Source organism: Pseudomonas viridiflava, assembly GCF_900602065.1.
Lineage (GTDB): Bacteria > Pseudomonadota > Gammaproteobacteria > Pseudomonadales > Pseudomonadaceae > Aquipseudomonas.
This window is the reverse complement of the sequence record NZ_UWFN01000285.1, coordinates 215,756-240,718: the sequence shown is the minus strand read 5'-3', so window position 1 is coordinate 240,718 and position 24,963 is coordinate 215,756. Positions and strand designations below refer to the sequence as shown.

At 58.5% G+C, this 24,963-nt stretch carries 19 protein-coding genes and 4 tRNA genes; 12 read left to right on the top strand and 11 right to left on the bottom strand.

Going from position 1 to position 24,963, the window contains the following annotated elements; translation table 11 throughout:
* Window positions 1–123: 123 nt before the first annotated feature.
* Complete coding sequence (locus tag EE949_RS19450; RefSeq protein WP_122665770.1) at window positions 124–609, top strand: glutathione peroxidase; 486 nt, start codon at window positions 124–126, stop codon at window positions 607–609.
* Here the strand turns inward: EE949_RS19450 and EE949_RS19445 are convergent, their stop codons facing one another.
* Window positions 610–2,952 carry a hybrid sensor histidine kinase/response regulator gene (locus EE949_RS19445; RefSeq protein WP_122665769.1) on the bottom strand — a complete coding sequence of 781 codons (2,343 nt, stop codon included), beginning with the start codon at window positions 2,950–2,952 and terminating at the stop codon, window positions 610–612.
* 222 nt (window positions 2,953–3,174) lie between these two features.
* Between EE949_RS19445 and EE949_RS19440 the strand changes: the two genes are divergently transcribed.
* The gene (locus EE949_RS19440; RefSeq protein ID WP_122665768.1) at window positions 3,175–4,065 is read left to right on the top strand and encodes an ATP-binding protein; all 891 of its coding nucleotides are present in this window, start codon (window positions 3,175–3,177) and stop codon (window positions 4,063–4,065) included.
* A complete protein-coding gene (locus EE949_RS19435; RefSeq protein ID WP_122665767.1) occupies window positions 4,062–4,544 on the top strand; it encodes a GAF domain-containing protein in 483 nt (160 codons plus the stop codon). Before EE949_RS19440 ends, EE949_RS19435 begins: the two co-directional genes overlap by 4 nt.
* A 48-nt stretch (window positions 4,545–4,592) precedes the next feature.
* Here EE949_RS19435 and EE949_RS19430 read toward each other — a convergent pair whose 3' ends face one another.
* On the bottom strand, window positions 4,593–5,351 hold the full coding sequence (locus EE949_RS19430) for a hypothetical protein (RefSeq protein WP_122665766.1): 759 nt from the start codon (window positions 5,349–5,351) through the stop codon (window positions 4,593–4,595).
* 286 nt (window positions 5,352–5,637) lie between these two features.
* Between EE949_RS19430 and EE949_RS19425 the strand changes: the two genes are divergently transcribed.
* From EE949_RS19425 to EE949_RS19410, 4 genes are all read left to right on the top strand, one after another.
* Window positions 5,638–5,713 (top strand) — tRNA-Glu (locus tag EE949_RS19425).
* A gap of 4 nt (window positions 5,714–5,717) precedes the next feature.
* Window positions 5,718–5,793, top strand: a tRNA-Gly gene (locus EE949_RS19420).
* A gap of 103 nt (window positions 5,794–5,896) precedes the next feature.
* A tRNA-Glu gene (locus EE949_RS19415) sits at window positions 5,897–5,972 on the top strand.
* 2 nt (window positions 5,973–5,974) lie between these two features.
* Window positions 5,975–6,050: transfer RNA gene (locus EE949_RS19410), tRNA-Gly, on the top strand.
* Window positions 6,051–6,573: 523 nt separating this feature from the next.
* On the opposite strand, the gene yegQ is transcribed toward EE949_RS19410, so the two are convergent.
* Window positions 6,574–7,929, bottom strand: coding sequence for a tRNA 5-hydroxyuridine modification protein YegQ (gene yegQ, locus EE949_RS19405; protein ID WP_122665765.1), 1,356 nt, complete (start codon window positions 7,927–7,929; stop codon window positions 6,574–6,576).
* A gap of 464 nt (window positions 7,930–8,393) precedes the next feature.
* On the opposite strand from yegQ, the gene nirB reads away from it, so the two are divergent.
* The 4 genes from nirB (at window position 8,394) to EE949_RS19385 (ending at window position 15,545) form a co-directional block, all read left to right on the top strand.
* On the top strand, window positions 8,394–10,955 hold the full coding sequence (gene nirB, locus EE949_RS19400; RefSeq protein WP_122665764.1) for a nitrite reductase large subunit NirB: 2,562 nt from the start codon (window positions 8,394–8,396) through the stop codon (window positions 10,953–10,955).
* A complete protein-coding gene (gene nirD / locus EE949_RS19395; protein WP_122665763.1) occupies window positions 10,955–11,341 on the top strand; it encodes a nitrite reductase small subunit NirD in 387 nt (128 codons plus the stop codon). The genes nirB and nirD overlap by 1 nt, the downstream gene beginning before the upstream one ends.
* A 55-nt stretch (window positions 11,342–11,396) precedes the next feature.
* Window positions 11,397–13,025 (top strand): methyl-accepting chemotaxis protein, encoded by a 1,629-nt coding sequence (locus tag EE949_RS19390; RefSeq protein ID WP_122665762.1) that lies wholly within the window; start codon window positions 11,397–11,399, stop codon window positions 13,023–13,025.
* A 246-nt stretch (window positions 13,026–13,271) separates the two neighbouring features.
* Window positions 13,272–15,545, top strand: coding sequence for a molybdopterin guanine dinucleotide-containing S/N-oxide reductase (locus EE949_RS19385; RefSeq protein ID WP_122665761.1), 2,274 nt, complete (start codon window positions 13,272–13,274; stop codon window positions 15,543–15,545).
* Window positions 15,546–15,684: 139 nt separating this feature from the next.
* On the opposite strand, the gene EE949_RS19380 is transcribed toward EE949_RS19385, so the two are convergent.
* Window positions 15,685–16,407 (bottom strand): FadR/GntR family transcriptional regulator, encoded by a 723-nt coding sequence (locus tag EE949_RS19380; protein ID WP_430735980.1) that lies wholly within the window; start codon window positions 16,405–16,407, stop codon window positions 15,685–15,687.
* A gap of 98 nt (window positions 16,408–16,505) precedes the next feature.
* Here EE949_RS19380 and EE949_RS19375 point away from each other — a divergent pair, with 98 nt between their 5' ends.
* Window positions 16,506–17,249 (top strand): FadR/GntR family transcriptional regulator, encoded by a 744-nt coding sequence (locus EE949_RS19375; RefSeq protein WP_122665760.1) that lies wholly within the window; start codon window positions 16,506–16,508, stop codon window positions 17,247–17,249.
* Window positions 17,250–17,270: 21 nt separating this feature from the next.
* On the opposite strand, the gene EE949_RS19370 is transcribed toward EE949_RS19375, so the two are convergent.
* The 7 genes from EE949_RS19370 to EE949_RS19340 all read right to left on the bottom strand — a co-directional run bounded on the left by EE949_RS19370 (window position 17,271) and on the right by EE949_RS19340 (window position 24,751).
* Complete coding sequence (locus EE949_RS19370; RefSeq protein ID WP_122665759.1) at window positions 17,271–17,996, bottom strand: oligogalacturonate-specific porin KdgM family protein; 726 nt, start codon at window positions 17,994–17,996, stop codon at window positions 17,271–17,273.
* Between the two features lie 113 nt (window positions 17,997–18,109).
* The gene (locus EE949_RS19365; RefSeq protein WP_122665758.1) at window positions 18,110–18,898 is read right to left on the bottom strand and encodes an ABC transporter ATP-binding protein; all 789 of its coding nucleotides are present in this window, start codon (window positions 18,896–18,898) and stop codon (window positions 18,110–18,112) included.
* A gap of 10 nt (window positions 18,899–18,908) precedes the next feature.
* Window positions 18,909–19,763, bottom strand: coding sequence for an ABC transporter ATP-binding protein (locus tag EE949_RS19360; RefSeq protein WP_122665757.1), 855 nt, complete (start codon window positions 19,761–19,763; stop codon window positions 18,909–18,911).
* A 160-nt stretch (window positions 19,764–19,923) separates the two neighbouring features.
* The gene (locus EE949_RS19355) at window positions 19,924–20,823 is read right to left on the bottom strand and encodes an ABC transporter permease (protein WP_122665756.1); all 900 of its coding nucleotides are present in this window, start codon (window positions 20,821–20,823) and stop codon (window positions 19,924–19,926) included.
* Window positions 20,823–21,860, bottom strand: a complete 1,038-nt coding sequence (locus tag EE949_RS19350; RefSeq protein ID WP_122665755.1) for an ABC transporter permease — start codon at window positions 21,858–21,860, stop codon at window positions 20,823–20,825. The genes EE949_RS19355 and EE949_RS19350 overlap by 1 nt, the downstream gene beginning before the upstream one ends.
* A 38-nt stretch (window positions 21,861–21,898) precedes the next feature.
* The gene (locus EE949_RS19345) at window positions 21,899–23,521 is read right to left on the bottom strand and encodes an ABC transporter substrate-binding protein (protein WP_122665754.1); all 1,623 of its coding nucleotides are present in this window, start codon (window positions 23,519–23,521) and stop codon (window positions 21,899–21,901) included.
* Window positions 23,522–23,596: 75 nt separating this feature from the next.
* A complete protein-coding gene (locus tag EE949_RS19340; RefSeq protein WP_122665753.1) occupies window positions 23,597–24,751 on the bottom strand; it encodes a mandelate racemase family protein in 1,155 nt (384 codons plus the stop codon).
* Between the last annotated feature and the right edge of the window lie 212 nt (window positions 24,752–24,963).

Here is a 24,963-nt window from a genome sequence, read left to right as displayed (position 1 = left end):
GGTCGCATAAGCAGTGCCGCAGCCCAGAACCGCTTATAAGCCCCTATCACTCCCGGAAATTGAGATGCGCGCCAGACAACGGCGCGCTAATTTCATGACCCGCTTTCAACAAGGATCACTGCCATGAGCGCCAATTTGCTGAGCATTCCGGTTACGACGATCAAGGGCGAATCGAAAACCCTGGCGGATTTCTCCGGCAAGGCTGTGCTGGTGGTCAACACGGCCAGTAAGTGTGGTTTCACCCCGCAGTACAAAGGGCTTGAGAAGCTTTGGCAGGATTACAAGGATCAGGGGCTGGTCGTATTGGGCTTCCCCTGCAACCAGTTCGGCAAGCAGGAGCCCGGTAACGAAGGCGCGATTTCCGAGTTCTGCGAGATGAATTTCGGGGTGAGTTTCCCGCTGTTCAAGAAAATCGACGTCAATGGCAGCGATGCACATCCGTTGTTCGTTGAATTGAAAAAGCAGGCGCCTGGTCTGCTGGGTTCAGAGCGCATCAAGTGGAATTTCACCAAATTCCTGATTGGCAAGGACGGGCAACTGATCAAGCGTTTCGCACCGCTGACCAAGCCTGAGGACCTCACCCGCGAAATTGAAGCGCTGCTCAAGTAATCAGTCTGCGGGTAACCATTGGTCCAGCAGGCTGATCAGCTCGGCGCGGCGAAACGGTTTGGCCAGATAGTCACTCATGCCGGCAGCCCGGCATCGTTCACGCTCTTCGGGCATGGCGTTGGCGGTCAGTGCAATGATGGGCAGTTGTGGCCAGCGTCCGCTGTGGCGGATCTGGCGACTGGCTTCGTAGCCATCCATGACGGGCATGTTGCAGTCCATCAGGATCAGGTCAAAGGTGTTGTTCTCAAGTTGATCCAGCGCTTCGCCTCCGTGGCTGCTGACCGTCACCTCGCAGCCCAGTTTGCTTAACATGCCTTTGGCCACCAGTTGGTTCACCGGGTTGTCTTCCACCAGAAGAATTTTGGCCGGGCGCAAACCCTTGCTGTCGGTCGCCTCTGTATTCATGTCTGGCGCCTGGTCCGGCTGCAGGGCCCTGGTCAGGCTTTGATAGAGCACATTGCGCGCCAGTGGTCGGGCATGCTGCTGCAAGGGCGCCAGGGCGCTCACCTGATCGCTGGGCATGAAGTTGCCGTAGGCGGTGACCAGAAGGATAGGGACATCAATAGCCGGGCGCATGCCGAACAGGCACTCCGGGCAATCGGTGATGACCAGATCGGGCCGGGTCTCGGCGCTCATGTCCAGCATCTGCTCATCCATGTTCCAGCGCCGGAAGTCGATGCCCCATTCGGGAAGCAGATTGCCCAGCAGTTCCAGCAGGCCGCTGCTGGCCTTGCTGACGACCACGACGTGGCCCTTGAGCGGCGGCGGGATGACCGCCGCATGATGGATGGGCAAGGGCAGGTCGGCGCAGAACTGGCTGCCGAAACCGGACTGCGACTGAATGCTCAGCCGTCCGGACATGGCCTCACACAGATTATGAGTCAGGGCCAGGCCCAGCCCTGTGCCCCCGAACTGTCGGGTAATTGCCGCTTCAGCTTGAGTAAAGGGCTGGAAGATCCTCGCCTGTGCTTCCTGAGCGATACCGATGCCGGTATCACTGATTTCAATGCGAACACTGTTTTCCTGGGTGTCGGGGTCCAGGTCATTGCTTAATCGCACATCTACACGGCCAAAGCGGGTGAACTTCAGTGCGTTGGAGAGCAGATTGCTGACGATCTGCCGGACACGGGTGGGATCACCCAGAACCAGCGACGGGAATTGCGTATCGATGAAACACGTCAGCTCGACGCCGGGTGCGGCGTTCTGGGACAACAGGTTTGCCGTGTCTTCGACCAGCATGCCCAGATCGAAGGGGATGCGCTCCATCTGCAATTGGCCTGCGTTGAATTTGGACATGTCGAGAATGTCGTTGAGCAGTTCGACCAACACCTTGCCGGAGTCATGGGCAATCGACAGTTGCTGGCGCTGCTCGGCATTCAGCGAACTGTCCAGCGCCAGAGCGAGCATCCCCAGCAGGCCGTTGAGCGGCGTGCGGATTTCATGGCTCATGTTGGCCAGGAACGCGGTGCGGGCCTGAGCCATCTCCAGTGCGGTACTGCGGGCTATCTTCAGCTCTTCATTGGACTTGCTAAGTCGCGCGTTACTGGCCTTCAGCTCAGTGGTGCGGGCAGAGACGATGTCTTCCAGTTCATTGCGATGCGCCGTCAGACGGTCTTCGGCTTCTACTCGTCGCGCCAGTTCCGAGGCGATGCTGGCGAACTGGCGGTTGGCGACATCTACCAGCACGCCGATTTCATCGTTTTCGTGTTTCGGCGGGCAATGTAGCGGGGTAGGTGTCGGGTTGCTTGAGTCTCGCTTGGCCAGGGCGCGGATCACGCCCACCAAGGGTTTGGTCAGCGTCATGTAGAAGAGCAGGGTTAACACACCCGCCAGTATCAGGCTGCGCATGAAACCATTGAGCAGCGTGATGCCGGAGCGCTGCAGGAAGTGGTTGCCGAAGGCAAAGGTGTCGACGTTCAGGCGCAGGGTGCCAATCGATTCATTGGGTAAATGGGCCAGATTCAAGGTGTCTTCGAACTGGCGGCTTTCGCCGAACAGGAAGTCACTGACGATCCGGTAGCGACTCTGCGAGAACGGGCGCTCTACACTGGAAAGCACCACATTGTTGTTATCGGTCAGTCTGGCACCGACTACCGCAGGTGATTGCAGCAGACCCAGCGTCAGTTCCTGAGCCAGTTCGGCGTCGATGTTGTAGGCAATACGCGAAGCGGTGTTGTGGCTGATTTCCAGCAGAGAGCGAATTTCACGATCGATGGAGGCATCTTCGCTGGCATAATCGATGGCAATTTGAAACACGCTTAGCAGCGTTCCCAGAATGAAGCCGAGCAGCACTGTCAGGCGAGCCTGTTTATACGAGAGCCGGTTAGTAAACGCTATGTCCATAAGGGTATTGCCACTTCTCGTTTCCTTCGCGGGGGCAAGCATAGCCGATCGGGGCTGGCTCTCATCAAGCAACTTATAGTTAACTGAATTGAAATGAATGTGGGACCGGCTTTAGCCGGGAAGGCGTCGGCACATTTTTATTTGTACGTGTGACCCGAACTGCTTTCCTTATTTGGCTCCAGCCGTTCTTGCCGTTTACTGCGTGTTAATCAAGGAGCCATTGTGGATTCTCGTTTGAATGCTTTTCTCGAACGCGCCGACGCCGTTTTGGCGCGGCTGGAGCCCTTGCTACCTGCGCCCCGTGAAGCGGTCGACTGGTCCCACGCCATGGCGGCACGTTGGGTTCGCGAAGGCCGTAGCGGTTATCTGTTGCCGCTTGAGGTCAGCCTCGACATGCGCTTGTCTGATTTGATCGGGGTGGATCTTCAGCGTGAGCAGTTGGGGCGCAATACGCGTCAGTTCATTGATGGCCTGCCCGCTAACCACGCGCTGCTCTGGGGTTCGCGCGGGACGGGTAAATCATCGCTGATTCGCGCGCTGCTCGCCGAGTATGCGCAGGCAGGCTTGCGGCTGATCGAGATTGAACGCGACCACTTGGGTGACTTGCCGCGTGTTGTCGAGCAACTGCAAAAGCTGCCGCAGCGTTTTGTGCTGTTCTGCGATGACCTGTCCTTTGAGGCAGGGGAGAGCGACTACCGGGTTCTGAAAAGTGTGCTTGATGGTTCTCTGGAGCAGGCTCCGGATAACGTGCTGCTCTACGCCACCTCCAACCGTCGTCATCTGGTACCGGAAAAGGAGAGTGACAATCTTAACTGGCAGCAGGTTGATGGTGAGCTGCACCCTAGCGAGGCAGTAGAAGACAAGATTGCCCTGTCGGACCGTTTTGGTCTGTGGCTGTCGTTCTATCCCTTCACTCAGGAGCATTACCTGAATGTGGTCGAGCACTGGATCACGCAACTCGCTCTGGCTGCCGGTCTTGCCTGGCAGCGCGATGAGGAGCTGGACAAACACGCGATCCGCTGGGCGACCGGGCGGGGCAACCGTAATGGCCGGTGTGCCTATCAATTCGCACGTTACTGGGTAGGTTTGAAATTGTTGGAGCAACAACCATGATTGATTTGCAAAGTGCTGGCACCGGGCTGGACGGTTACAGCCTGTTGGCCGCTCAACTGGAGTCCCTGCTGGCGGACGAGAAAGACTTCATCGCGAATGCTGCGCAGTTCTCGGCCTTTTTGTACAGCCAGATCGATGACCTGAACTGGGCGGGCTTTTACCTGAATCGTAATGAAGAACTGGTGCTGGGGCCGTTTCAGGGCCAGATCGCCTGTGTCCGTATCCCGTTCGGGCGTGGTGTGTGCGGCGCCGCTGCGCAGAGTCGGCAAACCCAGCGCGTAGAGGATGTGCACGAGTTCCCGGGCCATATCGCCTGCGACAGCGCATCGAACAGCGAGCTGGTCGTGCCGTTGGTGAAAGACGGGCGTCTGATTGGGGTGTTGGATCTGGACAGTCCGAAGGTAGGCCGCTTCTCGGAGCTGGATCAGGCAGGCATTGAGCAGTTGGCAGCGATATTTCTGAAAGCAACTGATTGCTGAAGCCTGATTGGCGCATCGCCTTGGGCGTATGCGCCAATCAACGTTGTATCAGTCGTAGATGACCTTTTTCTTCCATTCCGATTCGGTGTCGTCAGCCTTCAGGCCTTCGGTCAGGGCGTTGTCGTCGTCTGCGGTCGGTGCGATGTTGGTCAGTACCATGGAGTTGGCTCGAGCCAGTTGTTTCTCCATCGCCAGCAAGGCGGCCTGATACGTTACAGGATCAGGCTGGTTTTTCAGGTACTGTACGCCGCGCTCGAAGGCCAGGCGCGCCTGGCCGGGCTGGTCCTGTTGCAGTGCAGCCTGGCCCAGGTTGTTGAAGAACTCGATATGCAGCATCACCAGAATGTTGCGGATCTCGCGAATCCAGTGTTTGGCTTCGCTGGTCTGCAGGAAACCGTCGTGAGCGGCGCGAGTGACCTGACCATGCAGCGCTTCTAATAGAAAGCGTACGTCTTTGGCCTTGGCTTCAGTCAGGATCGGGCTCGCAGGATTGGTCACTGCAATGGCATCGCCCTGGCCGACCAGTGTGTTCAGTTCATCAATGCGGGTTTTGAGCTGTGCGTTGGTCTTGTCCAGTGCCAGCATGCGTTGCGTGACATTGAGCTCAAGGCGGGTCATCAACAGCTTCAAAGCAGGGGTGACCAACTGGCCCGGGAACGTTTCGGAAATTTCAGTGCAGCGACGCAGGCGGTCGCTGAGCTCGATCTTCGTTCGCGCTTTATCCAGCTTGGAGTTTTCTGCCACATGGTTGAGATAGCCGATCGCGATCAGGAGCGCAATGCCGGCTACTACCATCAGGGTAATCATCAGTGGAGTCACCGCGCGAACCTCTATATAGCTGTAGTCGAAAAATTGAAGTGAGTGTAGTGGCTAAGCACTATTGCGCATAGATGCACTGCTTGTAGTTTGTCGGCCAATCCATAAATAGCTGAAGCATACGGCGCCAAGCGGTCGGTTAAAGAAGGCGAAGTCATTGATTTAGATAAATTTTCACATTGGGGTTGACGACCCCTCAATCCATCCATAGAATGCGCGCCACTTACAGCGTAAAGCACCTAGCCAAGCGCAAGTTAAGCAGTGAAGTTGTACGTGTGTCCCCTTCGTCTAGTGGCCTAGGACACCGCCCTTTCACGGCGGTAACAGGGGTTCGAGTCCCCTAGGGGACGCCATATTGCGGGAATAGCTCAGTTGGTAGAGCACGACCTTGCCAAGGTCGGGGTCGCGAGTTCGAGTCTCGTTTCCCGCTCCAGTTTATGCAGTCTTGCTTTAGGGCGAGGCTGAGTGAAACCAGAACCCGGTCTTCGGACTTGGATTTGGGCACTGAAATACACACCATGTGTTTCAGTTAGCGTGTCCCCTTCGTCTAGTGGCCTAGGACACCGCCCTTTCACGGCGGTAACAGGGGTTCGAGTCCCCTAGGGGACGCCATTGCGGGAATAGCTCAGTTGGTAGAGCACGACCTTGCCAAGGTCGGGGTCGCGAGTTCGAGTCTCGTTTCCCGCTCCATATTTAACGAAAACGCCGCTCAATAGAGCGGCGTTTTTGTTTGTGCGTTTTTTGATCTTTGGTTTTCGGCTTATTGGAAGTGCATTTCTGTAGCGCGCTTGCTCGCGATCAACGATAACGCGGTCTGCCTGAATAACCGCAGCGCCTGAATCGTCGGAATGCCGCCCAGACCAGGCCCGGCTTCCACAGATGTCGGTGATCCCTGTAGGAGCCGAGCTTGCTCGCGATCAACGATAACGCGGTCTGTCTGAATAACCTCAGCGCCTGAATCGTCGGAATGCCGCCCAGACCAGGCCCGGCTCCCACAGATGTCGGTGATCCCTGTAGGAGCCGAGCTTGCTCGCGATGAACGATAACGCGGTCTGCCTGAATAACCGCAGCGCCTGAATCGTCGGAATGCCGCCCAGACCAGGCCCGGCTCCCACAGATGTCGGTGATCCCTGTAGCTGCCGAAGGTCACCTATTTGCTGTTGTGAGCTTCATAGGGTTCTTTTTAAGGCGCAGAGGGCATCACCAATACGTCTCACCCCTCCCGCACATCCCGCATCAACAACCCAAACCTCAAATCCACCCCCTCAGGCATCGGTATGTAAACCGTATGGCCATCCCCCGGTGCAACACCGATCGCTTCGCCTGCGACGTTCTGCAAGTACTCCAGATCGAAGTGGATGTTGCCACCGGGCGTCATCAGTTCAAGGTTGTCGTCCAGATTGAAGCGGTTTTTGACCCGGACTTCGGCCAGCCCGTTACGTCGTTCGCCGGTCATTTCGCCGACGAACTGCTGCTTCTCCGAAACCGAGTTACCGTTCTGGTAGTTCTGATATTCATCATGCACATGCCTGCGCAGGAAGCCTTCGGTGTAGCCGCGCTGGGCCAGGGATTCCAGATCGCCCATCAGGCTGCGGTCGAATTCACGACCGGCTACCGCGTCGTCGATGGCGCGGCGGTAAACCTGCGTGGTGCGTGCGCAATAGAAGTGGGATTTGGTTCGGCCTTCGATTTTCAGTGAGTGCACGCCCATCTGCGTCAAACGCTCGACATGCTGTACGGCGCGCAGGTCCTTGGAGTTCATGATGTAGGTGCCGTGCTCGTCTTCGAAGGCGGGCATCAATTCGCCCGGGCGGTTGGCTTCCTGCAGCACAAACACTTGATCAGTCGGCATGCCTTCGCCCAGCGTCGGTTCGGGCTGAAAGGTCTGTACGATCTCGCCGAGCTGATTTTCCGTCGCTGGCTGAGCTGAATATTTCCAGCGGCAGGCATTGGTGCAACTGCCCTGATTGGCGTCGCGTTTGTTGATGTAGCCCGACAACAGGCAGCGGCCGGAGTAGGCCATGCACAGTGCGCCGTGGACAAAAACCTCCAGCTCCATGCTCGGCACTTGCTCGCGGATTTCGTCGATCTCTTCCAGCGACAGTTCACGGGACAGGATGATTCGGCTCACGCCCTGAAGTTGCCAGAATTCGACGCTGGCCCAGTTCACGGTATTGGCCTGTACCGACAAGTGAATCGGCATCTGTGGGAAATGACGGCGGACCAGCATGATCAAGCCGGGGTCGGACATGATCAACGCGTCGGGTCCCATGGCGATCACCGGCTCCAGGTCTTTAAGGAAGGTCTTCAGCTTGGCGTTGTGTGGCGCGATGTTCACCACGACATAAAAGCGTTTGCCCTGCGTATGCGCCTCATGGATGCCGATCGCCAACGTGGCGTGATCGAATTCGTTATTGCGCACTCGCAGGCTGTAGCGCGGCTGACCGGCGTAAACCGCATCGGCACCGTAGGCGAAGGCGTAGCGCATGTTTTTCAAGGTGCCGGCCGGGGCCAGCAGTTCGGGGGCGGGGCTGGGAGCTAAGGAGGTCGAAGCAGCAAGGTTTGGCATGAGTGGGCGTCGGTCGCGAAATCGCGAGGGTAGTCGACTTGCCCGGCTTTTTTATTGATCTGGATCCATGTCTGAACGTCGCTGTAGAGAAATTTCTGCACTTATATAAAGCCGCAAATGCCTTGTTTGCACCATGGGGATGCGCCGGGTGACGAATCGCATCGCATTGAGCAGCCGGTATATCCGTATCTGGAGTCGGGCTTTACAAAGGTTTTTCGGTTTAGGCGCTGGCTGGCACAAACGCTGCATTATCTCCAGTCAGGTCCACCGCGAACGTAGTCGAGTGGACAGCCCCGTCGGTCAACGAAGATCGATCAGCCAACAAGGCCAGGGCACTATGGGTGGATCAGGCATAGAGGCCGGGTTAACCACCAAACGAACAGGCAAAGGCGCCTGAAACCGCAAGGTTTCAGGCGCTTTTTTTTGCTTTTTATTCCGTGATTGGCTTTGGTCGGATGCTATCCATGAACACCAATATTGATTCTTCGAACTCGCTGCAAACCCTGATCGTGATCGGCAATGGCATGGTCGGCCACCACTGTGTCGAGCAATTGATCGCTGGTGGCGCGTTGCAGCACTACCAACTTCATGTCTTCGGCGAAGAGCAGATGCGCGCATATGACCGCGTGCACTTGTCCGAGTATTTCACCGGCCGTGACGCGGAGTCGTTGGCGCTTTCCGATGCCGCGCTATACCAGACGCCCGGCGTCACGCTGCACTTGGGCACTCAAGTGCTGGAAATTGACCGCGAGGGTCACACGATCATCACTGCCACTGGCAGCGTGCATTACGACAAGCTGGTGCTGGCCACCGGTTCTTACCCGTTTGTACCGCCGATTGAAGGTGCTCACGGTGACTCGCGTCTGGTTTATCGCACCCTGGAAGACCTGGACGCGATCCGCACTGCGGCCACTAATGCCATTCGCGGTGTAGTGGTCGGTGGTGGGTTACTGGGGCTGGAAGCGGCGAATGCCTTGAAAAGCCTTGGCCTGGAAGCACACGTCGTGGAGTTCGCGCCGCGCTTGATGCCGGTGCAGCTGGACGAGCAGGGTGGTATTGCCCTCAAGGATCGTATCGAGCAACTCGGGGTTGGCGTGCATCTGGCCCGTGGTACGCAGTCGATCACGGCGGGGGAGGAATATCGCTACCGGATGAACTTCGGCAATGACGAATTCCTCGAAACCGACCTCATCGTGTTCTCCGCAGGTATTCGTGCGCAGGATGCGCTGGCCCGCCAGTGCGGTCTGGACATCGGTCCGCGTGGCGGCGTCAGCATTGATGGCCAGTGCCTGAGCAGCGATCCGGATATCTACGCTATTGGTGAGTGCGCAGCATGGAACGGCAGCATCTTTGGCCTGGTTGCGCCGGGTTATCAGATGGCACGCGCCGTAGCGACGACCTTGTGCGGTGGCGAAGCTGATCCGTTCATGGGCGCAGATATGTCCACCAAACTGAAACTGCTGGGGGTCGACGTAGGCTCCATTGGTGATGCCCACGGCCACACGCCAGGCTCGCGCAGCTATCAATTCATCGATCAGACCACCGCAAGCTATCGCCGTCTGGTGGTCGATGCGTCGGGCAAGCATGTGATCGGCGCGGTGCTGGTGGGCGACAACAGTTACTACGACACCCTGCTGCAATACATGCAGAACGCAATCACGCTGCCGGCCGAACCGGCCAGTCTGATCCTGCCGAGTTCTTCTGGCGCACCCACTCTGGGTCCGGCGTCCTTGCCGGAAACCGCGACCATTTGTTCGTGCCACAACGTCACCAAAGGCGCGATCTGCTCGGCCATTGATGGCGGTTGTACCGATCTGGGTGTGCTCAAGTCTTCGACCAAGGCCTGCACCGGTTGCGGCGGTTGCGCCGCTTTGTTGAAAACGGTGTTTGAACACGAACTGATTGCCCGCGGCGTCAGCGTCGATAAAAGCCTGTGCGAACACTTTGCCTACACCCGTCAGGAGTTGTACGCGCTGGTTCGCGTCGAGGGTGTGCAGACGTTTGAAGAACTGCTTGCCAAGCATGGTCGTGGACATACCGGTTGCGATATCTGCAAACCGGCCGTGGGTTCGATTCTGGCGTCGTGCTGGAACCAGCCGATCATGGACGCCTCGCTGGTGCCTTTGCAGGACACCAACGACACCTTCATGGCCAACATGCAGAAGAACGGCACTTACTCGGTCGTACCGCGTATTGCGGGCGGCGAAATCACCGCAGACAAACTCATCGCCATTGGCGTCGTGGCCAAGAAATACGACCTGTACACCAAGATCACTGGCGGTCAGCGTATCGACCTGTTCGGCGCGCAACTGCATGAGTTGCCGGACATCTGGTCGGAGCTGATCGAAGCCGGCTTCGAGACCGGCCATGCCTATGGCAAATCGACGCGTACGGTGAAGTCCTGCGTCGGCAGTACCTGGTGCCGTTACGGCGTGCAGGACAGCGTGCAAATGGCCCTGACCATCGAGGATCGCTACAAAGGTTTGCGCTCGCCGCACAAGCTCAAGTTCGCGGTCTCCGGCTGCACCCGTGAGTGTGCGGAAGCGCAGAGCAAAGACGTCGGCGTGATTGCCACCGAAAAGGGCTGGAACCTCTACATATCCGGGAACGGCGGCATGCGTCCGCGCCATGCCGAGCTGTTCGCCACCGACCTGGATGACGATACGCTGATCCGCTACATCGACCGTTTCCTGATGTTCTACATCCGCACTGCGGACAAGTTGCAACGTACCTCGGTGTGGCGTGAAAGCCTGGAGGGCGGCCTGGATTACCTCAAGGACGTGATCATCAACGACAGCCTGGGGTTGGGCGCAGAGCTGGAAGCGCAGATGCAGCTGGTGGTCGACCGCTACGAATGTGAATGGGCCAACACCCTCAAGAGTCCGGAAAAGCTCAAGCGCTTCCGCACCTTCGTCAACGACAAGCGTGCTGATCCGGACATTCATTTTGTCGAGGAGCGCGGCCAGCGTCGGCCAGCCACTGCGGCAGAACTGAACCTTATTCCCGTCGTCGAGGAGGCACTCTGATGAGCCTGGCAACTATCCAGCGTAGCGAATCTACCTTTGCACACGACCTGAATGCCGCGTGGCATACGGTTTGCAGCCGAGAAGATCTGGTGACCAACTCAGGCGTGGTGGTCTGGCTGGACGGCGCGCAGGTCGCGCTGTTCTACCTGCCGGACGCCGAGGACGGTCAGCTTTACGCCGTCGACAATCGCGATCCGCAATCCGGGGTCAACGTTATTGGGCGTGGTTTGATCGGCAGTATCAAGGGCGATCTGGTGATTGCCTCGCCGCTGTACAAGCAGCACTTTCGTTTAAAGGATGGCAGCTGTCTGGAATATCCGGAGCAGCGCTTGCGGGTCTGGCCCGTGCGTTTTGACGGCCAGGACGTACAGCTCGCAGTGGAGTGAGTGGTCTGCCCGACGGTTTGGCCGTCGGGCAGTTGTCTGAACATGGAGCAGTAAAATGGCCAAACTGAGTACCGCTAAACGGATTGTCATCGGCTTCGCAATTGCTCCTTTGGCCCTGGCTGGCATGGTTCTCTATGCCTTGCAGGACATGGCGACACTCAAGGATCAGGCGGTGGTTATCGTCAAGGAAGACTGGCCGAAAATCGCACCCATGATGGTCATTGCCACCGGGGTGCGTGATAACGGCAAGAACACCCGTGACCTGCTGCTTAATAAAGACAACCAGCAAACGCACGACGCCATCGATGCCACTAAAAAGCGCATCAGTCAGGCGTTCGAGACCCTTGAGCCTTTGCTCTACACACCTGAAGGCAAAAGCGGTTATCAGGCCCTGAAGAAAAATCGCGAGGCGTACGTGGCCGCTTTTGTTCAAGTGCAAACCCTGATCAAACAGGGCGCAGCCGATGCCGCCATGACTCAATTACAGCAAAAAGTTATCCCTGCCGAGCAGGAAGTCTATAAAAGCCTGGATGAATTGATGGCGTTGCAGGGGCGGGTTTTCGCAGAGCGCGAGCAAGTCGCGCAACGCCTGTACAGCGACGCGCAACGTAATTTGCTGGCCCTGTTGTTGGCGTGTATCACGCTGGTGGTGGCTGCTGCGGTGATCGTGACGCGTAGCGTCATTCGTCCGTTGGGCGGTGAGCCAGATGAGGCCGCGCGGATCCTGAGCCGGATTGCCCAGGGTGACCTGACTATTGCGGTGCCGCTGCTCGCTGGTGACAGCGGCAGCCTGATGATGAACATGCGTGACATGCAGCAGAACCTCAATGAAATGGTCCGCGGCATTGCCAGCTCAGTAGATCGCGTGGCCAGTTCCTCCGAACAACTGAGTGCGGTCAGTAACCAGACCAGTGGCAGCCTGCAGGCCCAGGGGCTGGAAATCGAGCAGGCAGCGGCGGCGGTCAATCAGATGACAGCGGCCGTTGATGAAGTGGCGCGCAACGCGGTCAGTACCAGTGAAGCGTCCCGCGAGTCGGAACAAACGGCCCAGCGTGGCCGGCAACAGGTTCAGGAAACCGTTGCATCGATCAGTACGCTGGCGGACGGTGTCACCGACACCTCCGGGCGTATTCAGCAACTGGCCGGGCGGGTGCAGGACATCAGCAGCGTGCTGGATGTGATCCGCAGCATTGCCGAGCAGACCAATCTGTTGGCGCTCAACGCGGCGATTGAGGCTGCACGTGCCGGTGATGCCGGCCGTGGCTTTGCAGTGGTGGCCGATGAAGTGCGGGCGCTGGCCCATCGTACTCAGGTTTCGACGCAGGAAATCGAACAGATGATTGGCAACATCCGTCTCGATACCGGTCAGGCCGTATCGGCCATGCAAAGCAGCAGCGAGCTGGTGCAGGCCACGCTGTTGATTGCCAGGCGTTCGGGCGATGCCCTTGAGGAAATCACTCGATCCATCTCGCAGATCAATGAGCGCAACATGATGATTGCCAGTGCTACCGAAGAGCAGGCATTGGTGGCGCGAGAGGTGGATCGTAATCTGGTGGGCATTCGCAGCCTGTCCGATCAAGTCTTGCAGGGGGCGCAACACACCAATACGGCAGGGCACGAACTGGCGCAAATGGCCGGCACGCTGCATCAGACCGTAGCGCGGTTCAAGATTCAGGCGGGGTGATGCAGGGCGTGATCCCCTGAATTTAATGCGGGTCTGTTGGAGCGAGGCTTGCCCGCGAACCAGTTGCCTCGGTGTATCAGATGCCACCGCGTTAACGTCCTTCGCGGGCAAGCCTCGCTCCAACAAAAAACCAGGTTCGTTTTATTTGCATATAAACCCATTCTAAAAATGAATTTAGTGAATAAAGAGCTGGGTGTTATGGTTTAGCCCGTTTCAGCGCGGGTTTCGCCACAGGGGTACTGCTTCATGAGTTTCACTTCACTGCATTGGGGGGCTTATCGTCCGCAGGTTGTCGACGGCGAACTGCGCGCGTTGGTGCCGGTGGAGTGGGACAGCGATCCATCGCCTATCGGTGATTCGGTTGCAGCAGCGCTGACATCGCCTACGCGTATCCGACGGCCTGCGGTGCGGCGCAGTTTTCTCCAGGGGCAGGGTGGCAGCCCCGATTTGCGCGGGCAGGAACCCTTCGTCGAAGTCTCCTGGGACGTAGCGCTGGCGCTGGTTGCCAAAGAACTGAAACGGGTCAAATCCGAACACGGCAACCAAGCGATTTTCGGCGGTAGTTACGGCTGGGGCAGTGCCGGCCGCTTCCACCATGCACAAAGCCAGCTGCACCGCTTCCTCAATGGCTTTGGCGGGTATGTGGCCAGCGTCGACAGCTACAGCCTTGGTGCTGGACGTGTATTGATGCCGCACATCGTCGGCAATATGGACTGGCTGTTGGCGGCGCACACCTCATGGAAAAACCTGGCGCAACATTGTGAACTGTTCGTCGCGTTCGGCGGCTTGCCTGCCAAAAATGCCCAGACCAGCCCCGGTGGTGCCAGCGATCACCTGCTGACCAAAGCCCTGCAAGACATGTCGGCGGCTGGCGTGGAATTCGTCAACTTCAGCCCGCTGCGGGATGATCTTGTGGGCCCGGCGCGCAACGAATGGTTGCCGGTGCGACCCGGCAGCGACACCGCTTTAATGATGGCTTTGGCTTACGTGTTGGTCAGCGAAGGCCTGCACAACGAAGATTTTGTGCAGCGTTACACGGTGGGCTATGAGCGCTTCCGGGATTACCTGCTGGGCCGCACAGATGGTCAGCCCAAAGACCCTGAATGGGCGCAGACCCTGACCGATATTCCGGCTGCGCAGATTGCCGATCTGGCTCGACGCATGGCCAGCAAGCGCACCATGATTAATGTCGCCTATTCCTTGCAGCGTTCGGTGCATGGCGAGCAACCGTTCTGGATGACCGTGACGTTGGCCGCGCTATTAGGCCAAATCGGATTACCCGGCGGTGGTTTCGGGCTTGGCTATGGCTGCATGAACAACACCGGCAGTGGCCGCAAGGCGTTTTCCGGGCCGCGTTTTTCTCAGGGGCAGAATCCTGTCAAAGACTTTATTCCGGTGGCGCGGATCGTGGATATGCTGCTTAACCCCGGTGCTGCTTTCGATTACAACGGCCAGCAACGGCATTACCCGGACATCCGTCTGGTGTACTGGGCGGGCGGCAATATCTTTCACCACCATCAGGACCTCAATCGTCTGCTGCACGCCTGGCAGCGTCCTGAAACCATCATCGTCCATGAGCAGTTCTGGACCGCGCAGGCTAAATACGCCGACATTGTGCTGCCCGCCACGACGGCGCTGGAGCGTAACGATATCGGCAGTTCGGCCTCGGATCGCTTCATGATCGCCATGCAACAGGCGATTGAGCCAGTGGGCGAATCCCGCGACGATTACGCGATTCTGGCCGAGCTTTCGGGACGGTTGGGCTTTGCCGAAGGCTTCACTGAAGGCCGCGATGCGACGGGCTGGTTGCGGCACATTTATGAAGAGTCACGGGGCAGGGCGGGGGAGTTCGGCATTCAATTGCCCGACTACGATCAGTTCTGGCGCGACGGTTTATTCGAAGTCGAGTATCCGCAGCTGGATACGGTGTTGCTGCAAGCTTTCCGCAAGGACCCGGACGCTCATCCGTTGCCAACCCCGTCGGGTCGCATAGAAATTTTCTCCGAGCGTATCGCCGGGTTCGGTTATGCCGACTGCCCCGGGCACCCGGTCTGGCTGGACAAACCGGGCGCAGACTACCCGCTGCATCTGCTGTCGAACCAGCCGAAAACCCGCCTGCATAGCCAATACGATCACGGTAGCTACAGTCGTGCGTCGAAGATCCAGCAACGCGAACCGCTGACCCTCAATACCGAAGATGCACGGGCACGGGGCATTAGCGACGGCGATGTGGTCAAGGTTTTCAATGATCGTGGGGCTTTTCTGGCGGGAGTGATTGTCTCGGACAATATTCGTCCTGGCGTGGTCCAGATTGCCACGGGTGCGTGGTTCGACCCGCTGGTGCATGGCGAACCGGGCAGCCTGGAAAAACATGGCAATCCAAACGTGGTTACTGAGGATGTCGGCTCATCAAGCTTGTCCCAGGGCTGTTCGGCGCAAACGGCGACGGTTGAAATTGTGAAGTGGGAAGGGGTGTTGCCGGGCGTCACAGCGTTTGAACCGCCGGTGATGATGCGGTAAGGATGCCAGGAATACAGACCCTGTGGGAGCGGTGCTTGCCCGCGATAAGGCTGGATGTGATCTGAAGTGAACCGCGCCCAGCCTTATCGCGGGCAAGCACCGCTCCCACATGGGGCCTGCATTCCAATTCAATCAAGTATTAATTCTGATACCGACTTTGCCGCAGACGTTCCAGGCTATTGCTCAGATGCAAGCGCATGGCAGCCCGCGCCGCATCGCGGTCCTGATAGGCGATGGCGGCAAATATCTGCTCGTGTTCGCGGCGCAGAACTTCCACATAATCCGGTGAGTGGGCGTTGCTGAGCTGCATCCGCGAGCGGGGGATGATGCTGCTGCCCAGTTGCTCCATCACGTCGGTGAAGAAGCTGTTGGCGGTACACAGCGATATCTGGTGATGAAACTCGAAATCGGCAAACGCGGTGTCGCTGCCTGGCGGGCAGGCATTGAGGGTGTCGAGTGCCTGACGGATTGCCTGCAGTTGCTCTGGCGTGCGTCGCTCGGCGGCCAGCGCGGCGGATTCCACTTCAAGGCTCTGACGCAGTTCAATGATCGCAATGGCGTCGCGCAACGTGCCGCTGATGCGCTCGTCGACCTGGAAATCATTGGGGCGGCTGGCATCCACTACAAAGGTGCCAATGCCGTGCCGGGTCTCCACCAGCCCTTCGGCTTGCAGCCTGGACATGGCCTCACGCACCACCGTGCGGCTGACGCCTTTCTCCTGAATGATCACCTGCTCGGTCGGCAGCTTTTCCCCGGCCTTGATCTCGCCCTCACGGATTCTGCGCGAGAAGTCATTGACCAATTGCTGGGCCAGGCTGGTACGCCGATCCGGGGTTGCAGGAGGGATTTCCATGTCACTCATTCAAGGTTTCCATTGGGCCGCAGAGTATAACCTCAGCCAGCTGCCACGCTGGCGCCAGCTGGCACTATAATGCTGGTTCTTCGAAAACGAGTCAGCCCATGTCGGACCCAGACCTTTCGTCCCAGAAAAAACACAGACGTTTAGCCGAGACCCTGGTTGACCGCTTTGCTCAGCGCATGCGCGATGGCGTGCTCAAGCGCGGTGAGAAACTGCCCCCCGAGTTGCACATCATGGAAACCGAAGGCGTAAGCCGTACGGTGGTCCGTGATGCGCTATCGCGTATGCAGGCAGCCGGGCTGGTGGAAACCCGCCATGGGGTCGGCACCTTTGTTCTGGACATGCCTGCGCCTGCCGGTTTCGTGATTGGGCCGGCAACCATCGCGACCTTGCCGGACGTGCTTAATCTACTGGAGTTTCGTTTGAGCCTGGAAGTCGAAGCAGCGGGCATGGCTGCACAACGGCGTACGCCTGAAGCATTGCTGGAGATCAAGCAGGCGCTGGATGCTCTGCTGGAAGGCCCGCAGAAGTCCGGGACCACGATCAATGCCGATTTCCAGTTTCACCTGAAAATCGCCAAAGCTTCGGGCAATACCTACCTGATCGATATCATGAAGCACTTGGGTACCAAGCTGATTCCGCGTACCCGGATGAACTCGGCTTACACCGGGCAGAGTGACCGCACGGCGTATCTGGCCGGGATCAATGCCGAGCACCGACAGATTTATCTGGCAATTGCCGCCGGGAATGTGGATGCGGCGCGTTCGGCCATGTACTTGCACCTGAACAGCAGCCGCATCCGTTTGCATCAAACCCAGGCAAGCCAGGAGTTGTACAGCAACTAGCGTTTAGCGAGAACCGGGCAATTACAAGAAGTTGTATTGCACGCCGACGCGCAGACGTAACTGGCGCTTGTCATCTTCGCTGTCGACTTTTATATCGCCGACTTCGAAGAACGGCACCCAGCGTTTATCGATCTTGTATTTGAATACGGCGTTCTGTTCATAGTCAGTCTTGCCGTTGTCGTAGCGAATATAGTCGGCATCAAAGTAGGTGAATTGATATTCATAAGCCCATTTACTGCTTTGCGGTGCGTAGTTAAGCCAGACGTCGTAACGGTTGATGCTCTGGTTGTCCATCGCGTTGTCGGGCATGGCTTCATTGACCTTGTCCCGGTCCAGCTTGATGGAGTCATACCGGTAACGCGCCGAGGCATTCAGGGTGTCGCTGATGCGGTAGGTGGCTTTCAGACCGACTTTGTAGGCAGTGGATTTCTCGATGCTTTCCAGGGCAATAGAAGGTGTCAGCATCCAGTCTGCATTGAGTTTGTACTGATAGGTCATGCCCAGTTCGTGACCGTTGCCCACGGTGTTGTCAAAGGCCACGTCCTGGCGATCGCCAGCAGTTTTATATTTAAGTTCACCTTCAAACCCCAGGCCATTATCAAGCCGTGTACCGAACTTGACCCGGTCGGAGTGCATCCGCGTACTTTCTGCGTATTGATGTCGATAGTTGACATAGCCACTGTCGGCCATGGCGATAGTGGAGGTCAGCAGCGCAGCAAACGTCATCATTGTTTTGGTGGTTTTCATATTTTTTATTCTTGTTAAATGAAAGAGAAGGTTTTATTCACAGCAGATTTCAGGCAGCCGGGTTCCTCGGCAGAAACTGCCGAAGTACGCGACGGGTTAAAACTCCAGTGGTCTTACAGCGCCAGGCAGGCGACCGGTTGTTCGGTGTTATGGGTGTTCATGTCACGACTCGCCTGAACAAGCAGGCGGGTGTATGCGTGTTGCGCCTCATGCCGGGCCAGTTCGCCCGTGTCGAGGACTTCCACGATTTGGCCTCCCTGCATCACCGCCACCTGCTCGCACAGATGAGCAACGACCGCCAGATCATGGGTCACCATCAGGTACGTCAGGCCCTGCTCGCGGCGCAGGTCAGCGAGCAGGTTGAGGATTTCCGCCTGCACCGAAACATCCAGCGCAGAGGTTGGCTCATCCAGCAGCAGAACCCGGGGTTCAAGAATCAACGCACGGGCAATCGCCACCCGTTGCCGTTGCCCGCCGGACAATTGATGCGGGTAACGAAAACGAAAGCTGTCGTTGAGGCCGACCTTGCGCAGAATCGCGCTGACCCGATCATCGCGGTCGCCGATGCGGTGTATCGCCAGCGGCTCCTTGAGTGCCGAGTCGATGGTGTGGCGCGGATGCAGCGAGGCGTAGGGGTCCTGAAAGACCATCTGTACGGTGCGATAGTGCTGCGCATCGAGCCTGCGTTGCACCTGTTGGCCGTTGACCTGCAGGGCGCCGGTCCAGTGCTGATATTGCCCGGCAAGGCAGCGCAGCACGGTAGTTTTACCTGAGCCCGACTCGCCCACCAGACCAAACGCCTGACCTTCTTCGACGCGCAGGTTGACGTCATGCAGCACCTGATTGAGCGCCGGGCCAGTGCCGAAACTGAGGTTGAGTGACTGGACTTCGATCATTGCCATGGGAGGTACCTCAATGAGTCAGCCAAAGGGGATCGCGCTGGAGCACCGGCAGGCTGCTGCGCGGATGGTCCAGGCTCGGCAACGCGGCAAGCAGCCCGCGCGTATAGGGATGCTCCGCCCTGGCAAGGTCGGCAGCCTCCAGCGACTCCATGACCCGCCCGGCGTACATCACCAGCACCCGGTCGCAGAAGTGTTGAACCAAGTTCAGGTCGTGGCTGATGAACAGCAGGCCCAGATCCCGTTCACTCACCAGTTCTTCGAGAATGTTCAGCACCTGGCGGCGTACGGAGACGTCCAGCGCGGAAGTAGGCTCGTCGGCGATGATCACCTGCGGATCCGTAATGACCATCATCGCGATCATGATCCGTTGGCCCATGCCGCCTGAGACTTCATGCGGGTAAAGCTGATAGACGCGCTGCGGGTCGCGGATATGCACCTTGGCGAGCATGTCCAGCGCACGCTCTTTGGCTTCCTGATGCGACACGTTGTGATGGGCCAGATAAGCCTCGGCGATCTGTTCGCCGACCTTCACCACCGGGTTCAGCGAGTACTTCGGGTCTTGCATGATCATCGACATGCGACGGCCACGAACGCCCTGCATTTGTTTCTCGCTGGCGCTGAGCAGGTCGATGTCGTCAAAACGCAGAGTCTTGGCGGTGATCCGTGCGGTGGCCGGATGCAGGCGCAATAAGGCGCGCCCGACGGTGGATTTGCCTGAGCCAGACTCGCCGACAATCGCCAGCTTTTCCCGGCCCAGATTGAACGACACGCCTTGAACGGCCAGAGTGGTCTTGCCTGCGCTGCTGAACTCGACGCGTAAATCGTCGACGGCGAGCTTGCTCTGTGATGCGGATAACTGAGACATGGCTGTTACCTCTTATTAAATTCGCAATCCTTTGAGTGGAATGCATGTCCCCTGTAGGAGCGGGCTTGCCCGCGATGGCGTCTGCACAGGCAACAAATGTGTTGGTTCCAAAATCGCATCGCGGGCAAGCGCGCTCCTACAGGTGGCACGGTACCGAGATTTATTCATTACGCGGATCAAGCACATCGCGCAGGCCGTCACCGAGCAGGTTGAACGCCAGGCTGACCAGCATGATCGTCGCGCCGGGTGCTGCGACCAGCCACCAGCTTTCCAGCATGTAACGTCGACCGCTGGAGATCATTGCGCCCCATTCAGGCAGCGGTGCCTGGGCGCCCAGACCGAGAAAACCCAGCGCCGCAGCGGTCAGAATGATGCTGGCCATGTTCATGGTCAGGCGGATGATCACCGACGACAGGCACATCGGGATGATGTGGCGACCGATAATGCGCAGCGGCGAGCCACCTTGCAGTTTCACCGCCACCACGAAGTCGGCGTTACGCAGCGACAGGGTTTCAGCTCGTGCCAGGCGGGCAATTGGAGGCCAGGCGGTGAGCGCAATCGCGATCACCGCATGCTCCAGGCCGGGACCGAGCGCAGCAATAAAGGCCAACGCCAGCACCAGGCTCGGGAACGAGATGAAGATGTCGGTGATACGCATGAACAGGCTGTCGACCCAGCCACCGAAGTAGCCGGACACCGTGCCGATCAGCAGGCCGATAGGACCCACGATTACCGTTACCAACAGCACGATGTACAGGGTGATGCGCGAGCCATACACCAGTCGACTGAACACATCGCGGCCGTATTCATCTGTGCCGAACCAATGCGCTGCACCGGGAGACTGCAAGGCTCGTGTCAGATCTTGTTGAAGCGGGTCATGGCTGGCGATCCAGGGTGCGAACAGCGCGACGATCATCAGCACTGAAATCACCAGCAATCCGGCCAGCGTCATCGGGTTGCGCAGCAGAAAACGCATCATGCGCGCCGCGCTGCCGGTCAGCGCCGACAGATTCGAAGCGGGTACCGCAGCAGCCATAGGGGTCACTTGAGAAGTCGTCATCAGCGGGTTCTCGGGTCGAAGACTTTATAAAGGGCGTCGCTGATCTGGTTCAGGGCGACAAAGATCAGCCCGATCAACAGCACGCACGCCATCACCGCATTCATGTCACCCAGCAGCAGGCTGCTGGTCAGGTACTGGCCGAAGCCGGGCCAGGCAAATACCGTCTCAATCAGTACCGCGCCTTCGAGCAATCCGCCGTAGGCGAGGGCGACGATGGTCAGCAGTTGCACACGGATATTGCGGAACGCGTGGCCCCAGACAATCCGCCGCTGGGACAGGCCCTTGACCCGCGCCGTAATGATGTACTCCTGAGACAGTTGCTCAAGCATGAAGCTGCGGGTCATGCGGCTGATGTACGCCACCGAGTTGAAGCTGAGAATGACCGCAGGCAACAGGATATGCCGCAGGGCGCTGCGAAATGCCTCCCAGTCGCCGGACAGTGCCGTGTCAATCAGCAGCAGCCCGGTGCGCGTCGGGATCAAACCGTCGTAAGCCAGACCAATCCGTCCCACGCCACCAGCCCAACCCAGCCAGGCGTAGAACACCAGGAAGGCCATCATGCCCAGCCAGAAGATCGGCGTTGAGTAACCGAACAGGGTGAACAACCGGGCGATGTGGTCACCGGCCCGACCCTGATGAGTTGCGGCATAAACACCCAGTGGCAGCCCGGCCAGAACACCGAAAACGATGGCCAGCGTGGCCAGCTCCAGCGTGGCGGGAAACACCCGGGCAATGTCTTCGATGACCAGGTGGCCGGTTAGCAGCGCGTTGCCAAAGTTGCCGTGCAGCAAGTCGTTGAGGTAGCCACCAAATTGCACCCAAAGCGGCTTGTCGAGACCCAGCTCTTTGTAAGCCTGAGCGTAGGTCGAGGCGTCAGCGTCCGGGCCGACGATGGCCAGCACCGGGTCCAGCGGCATGACCCGACCGATGAAGAACGTGAGCAGCAGCAGGCCGAACAGCGTCGCCAGCACCGAACCGCTGCGCCGGGTCGTGCCCGCCATGCGGCTACCCCACAATGAAACAGATGCACTCGTCATAAGAATTCCTGCCTTGCGAAAGCGACTGAGAGTCCGGATCAACGTTGTTTGTAGACGTCGTGCAGGCGTGTCGTGGCGGCACTGTGACCGATGTAATCACGCACATCGGCGTGCACGACAACCTCGTCGGTCATCTGCGAAACCGGCATGATCGCGCCGACTTGCTGGTCATACAGGGTCTGAATGCGTTGATAGAGCGCCAGTTGGCGTTGCGCATCACGCTCCTGTTCGGCCTGCTCGATCAGTTGATTGAGTTCGGCGCTGTAGAACGAAGTGCGCCAGCCCTGAAAGTTGCTCAGCTTTGCCGCTTCGCGGTTATCCGGGTTGTAGACCAGTGCTCGCAGGCTTGAGTGAGGATGGCGTTCGGCACCGCCACCGCCGCGACCGACCAGGATGTCGAACTTGCGATCACGCATGGCTCCGTAAATCTGGTTGCCGGTGCCGGTAATGATCGTGGCGCGAATGCCGGCTTGAGCCAGGGTCGATTGCAGGCTGGTAGCGATGTTGATAAAAGGCGAGTCGGTCAGTGAGCGCAGGGTAATCGTGAAGCCTTTTTCATGCCCTGCTTCAGCCAGCAGACGTTTGGCTTCCTGCACGTTGAGGCGATAACCGGGGTCATCCAGGCGTGCCGCCAGACCCAGTTGCAGCGGGCGCTGGTTGGCGACGCCGTAGTGGGGCATGACCACGTCGTTGATGCCCTGATAGTCGATCAGCAGGCGTATCGCTTTACGCACCCGGACGTCCTGAAACAGCGGTTGCTCCATGCTCAGCGCGACGTAGTAAATAGTGCCGCGAGCGATGGTCTGCACGTTGACTTCAGGGGAGCGGGTCAGGGCTTTGATGTCGGTGGCGGCCATGCCTCTGGCCACGTCGAGATCACCACGTTCGACCATCAGCCGCAGGGCCTGGGATTCGGTCATGTTGCGCATAATCACCCTGCGCATTTTCGCCGGGCCGCGCCAGTAGTTGTCGAAACGCGTCATCAGGATCACGTCATTGGCGCGCCAGATGTCCAGTTTGAAAGCGCCGGAGCCTGCGGTGTGCGTAGTCAGCCACGCCGCGCCCTGATCTTCGCCCTGGGCGTGTTGCAGGGCGGTATGACGATCAATGATGAAAGCGCTTGGCGAGGTTGCGAGAGTATTGAGCACCAGCAGCGGGTCGGTGGGGCGGGGCAGGTCGAGGACGAACGTTAGCGGGTCTTCGGCACGCATCAGCTGTGCGACGTTCTGCGCGGTGTAGCCGTAGGCCTTCCAGGTCGATGCCAGCGCGCGATTGAGGGTCACCACCCGTTGCAGCGACCAGGCAACGTCCTGAGCGGTCAGTGGCTGGCCTGAATGAAAGGTCACGCCGGGGCGCAGGTGAAAGGTGATACGCATGCGGTCGGCGCTGACTTCCCAGCGTTGCGCGAGGGCCGGGATTAGCGTGTCAGGTGCGCTGGCATCTTGCTCAAGCAGCATGTCGTAGACATTGGAATTGACCTCGGCCACTTCAAGACCGGTGGCTGCGGCAGGGTCAAGGGACAGCAGGTTGATCATGCTCATGCCAACCACCAGTTGATCAACCGGTGTTTCACCGCGCGCCATGCCGGGCGAGGTGTGCAGAAGCGTCGCGGTCAGCGCCACGCATAGTAACTGGCGCAGGCGCGAAGGCCAGAGTTTCATAGGGCAGTCCTTTCTTATATTTATTAAGACTCTTGTGCCAGAGGCGCTCATGTCGCCTCTGTGCGGTGCCGCCTGTCAGTAACGCTGGTGCGTGTTGGCCTCGATGTAGTGGAAGTTGATGTCTTCACCCAGACCGGGGCGGTCCGACAGGTGCACGTAGCCTTCGTCATCCATAGGGTCGACCAGCGTATTGAGATAGGCCGGAACCTGCTCGTAATCCAGGAACGGATGCAGCAGGCCGCGCTCATACCAACGGCAGTTGCTGATGGCACCGATCACTTGCAGGTTGGCTGCGCCGTTACCGTGAACCTCGCAATCCATGCCAAACGCCTCGGCCATGTGCGCGACTTTCAGGCATGGGCCAATACCGCCGACACCGGCAACCCCGGCGCGCAGAATATCGCAGGATTTGGACGTCACCCAACTCGCACGGCTGTGATATTTGCCGTCGATGCTTTCCGGGCCCAGTACCGGGATGTCCAGGTTGGCGGCTAGCCAGGCGTAAGACTCGGCGGAGTCTTCGATCATCGGTTCTTCGAACCAGGCGAAGTCGAGCTTCTGCAGTTCGCGGCCGATGTACAGCGCATCGACGCGGCTGTACCAGTGATAACCATCGAGCATCAGCGCGATGTCCGGGCCGACCGCTTCTCGGACCGCGGCGCAGGCCTTTACGTCCATGCGCGGGTTTGGCGCGAAGGAAATCGGTGGCATCCAGGTGTGCAACTTGATGGCTTTGTAGCCGCGTGCGACCAGCTTTTCGGCGAACTGGCCGTATTCGTCCGGGGTAGACAGGCCACCAGGCAAGTCGTCGCCACACATGGTTGAGCCATAGGCCAGCACCTTGTCGCGATATCCACCCAGCAGTTTGTAGACCGGTTGTTTCAGCACTCGCCCGGCCAGATCCCAAAGCGCTTGCTCGACCAGCGCCAGCGCGCGGTCAGTCAGTTGGCTGGCACTACCGCGTTGCCAGTGAGCGAGTTCCTGCCAGATTTTTTCGCGGTTCATCGGGTTCTGCCCGATCAGCACTTTCTTTACGAAGGATTCGATGATGTGCGGACGAATCAGCTCCGGGGCACCGAAGGAATAGCCTTCGCTGCCGTCGTCACACGCGATGCGCAGCATGGCCAGATTGACCGGTTTTTCTTCGCCGGGGTGAGCATGACCGGCGCTGTCGACGGCGCGGCGCGATGGATGGGAAAAGACCTCGACACTGATACGGGTGATTTTCATAGAGAGCTTGCCTTGAATATTGTGATTATTAGCTGGCTTTGCTGTATGTCGTCATACAACGATGGGGCGATTATTTTCCCGGCTGGTTGGGTATGTCAATGGCTATTTGCAGTTTTTATGGGGTGTATGGGTGTTTTGGAGGGGGAGGGGTGGTTCTTTTTAGCGGGAGGAGGTATCTAAAGTCGTCATACTTCGTGGGGGCAGCAGGGCTT

Bases quoted from the DNA above. Each gene is read 5' to 3' on its own strand.
- EE949_RS19450 (WP_122665770.1), top strand. From the start codon at position 124: ATGAGCGCCAATTTGCTGAGCATTCCGGTTACGACGATCAAGGGCGAA.
- EE949_RS19445 (WP_122665769.1), bottom strand. From the start codon at position 2,952: ATGGACATAGCGTTTACTAACCGGCTCTCGTATAAACAGGCTCGCCTG.
- EE949_RS19435 (WP_122665767.1), top strand. From the start codon at position 4,062: ATGATTGATTTGCAAAGTGCTGGCACCGGGCTGGACGGTTACAGCCTG.
- EE949_RS19430 (WP_122665766.1), bottom strand. From the start codon at position 5,351: ATGATTACCCTGATGGTAGTAGCCGGCATTGCGCTCCTGATCGCGATC.
- yegQ (WP_122665765.1), bottom strand. From the start codon at position 7,929: ATGCCAAACCTTGCTGCTTCGACCTCCTTAGCTCCCAGCCCCGCCCCC.
- nirB (WP_122665764.1), top strand. From the start codon at position 8,394: ATGAACACCAATATTGATTCTTCGAACTCGCTGCAAACCCTGATCGTG.
- nirD (WP_122665763.1), top strand. From the start codon at position 10,955: ATGAGCCTGGCAACTATCCAGCGTAGCGAATCTACCTTTGCACACGAC.
- EE949_RS19390 (WP_122665762.1), top strand. From the start codon at position 11,397: ATGGCCAAACTGAGTACCGCTAAACGGATTGTCATCGGCTTCGCAATT.
- EE949_RS19385 (WP_122665761.1), top strand. From the start codon at position 13,272: ATGAGTTTCACTTCACTGCATTGGGGGGCTTATCGTCCGCAGGTTGTC.
- EE949_RS19380 (WP_430735980.1), bottom strand. From the start codon at position 16,407: ATGAGTGACATGGAAATCCCTCCTGCAACCCCGGATCGGCGTACCAGC.
- EE949_RS19375 (WP_122665760.1), top strand. From the start codon at position 16,506: ATGTCGGACCCAGACCTTTCGTCCCAGAAAAAACACAGACGTTTAGCC.
- EE949_RS19370 (WP_122665759.1), bottom strand. From the start codon at position 17,996: ATGAAAACCACCAAAACAATGATGACGTTTGCTGCGCTGCTGACCTCC.
- EE949_RS19365 (WP_122665758.1), bottom strand. From the start codon at position 18,898: ATGGCAATGATCGAAGTCCAGTCACTCAACCTCAGTTTCGGCACTGGC.
- EE949_RS19360 (WP_122665757.1), bottom strand. From the start codon at position 19,763: ATGTCTCAGTTATCCGCATCACAGAGCAAGCTCGCCGTCGACGATTTA.
- EE949_RS19355 (WP_122665756.1), bottom strand. From the start codon at position 20,823: ATGACGACTTCTCAAGTGACCCCTATGGCTGCTGCGGTACCCGCTTCG.
- EE949_RS19350 (WP_122665755.1), bottom strand. From the start codon at position 21,860: ATGACGAGTGCATCTGTTTCATTGTGGGGTAGCCGCATGGCGGGCACG.
- EE949_RS19345 (WP_122665754.1), bottom strand. From the start codon at position 23,521: ATGAAACTCTGGCCTTCGCGCCTGCGCCAGTTACTATGCGTGGCGCTG.
- EE949_RS19340 (WP_122665753.1), bottom strand. From the start codon at position 24,751: ATGAAAATCACCCGTATCAGTGTCGAGGTCTTTTCCCATCCATCGCGC.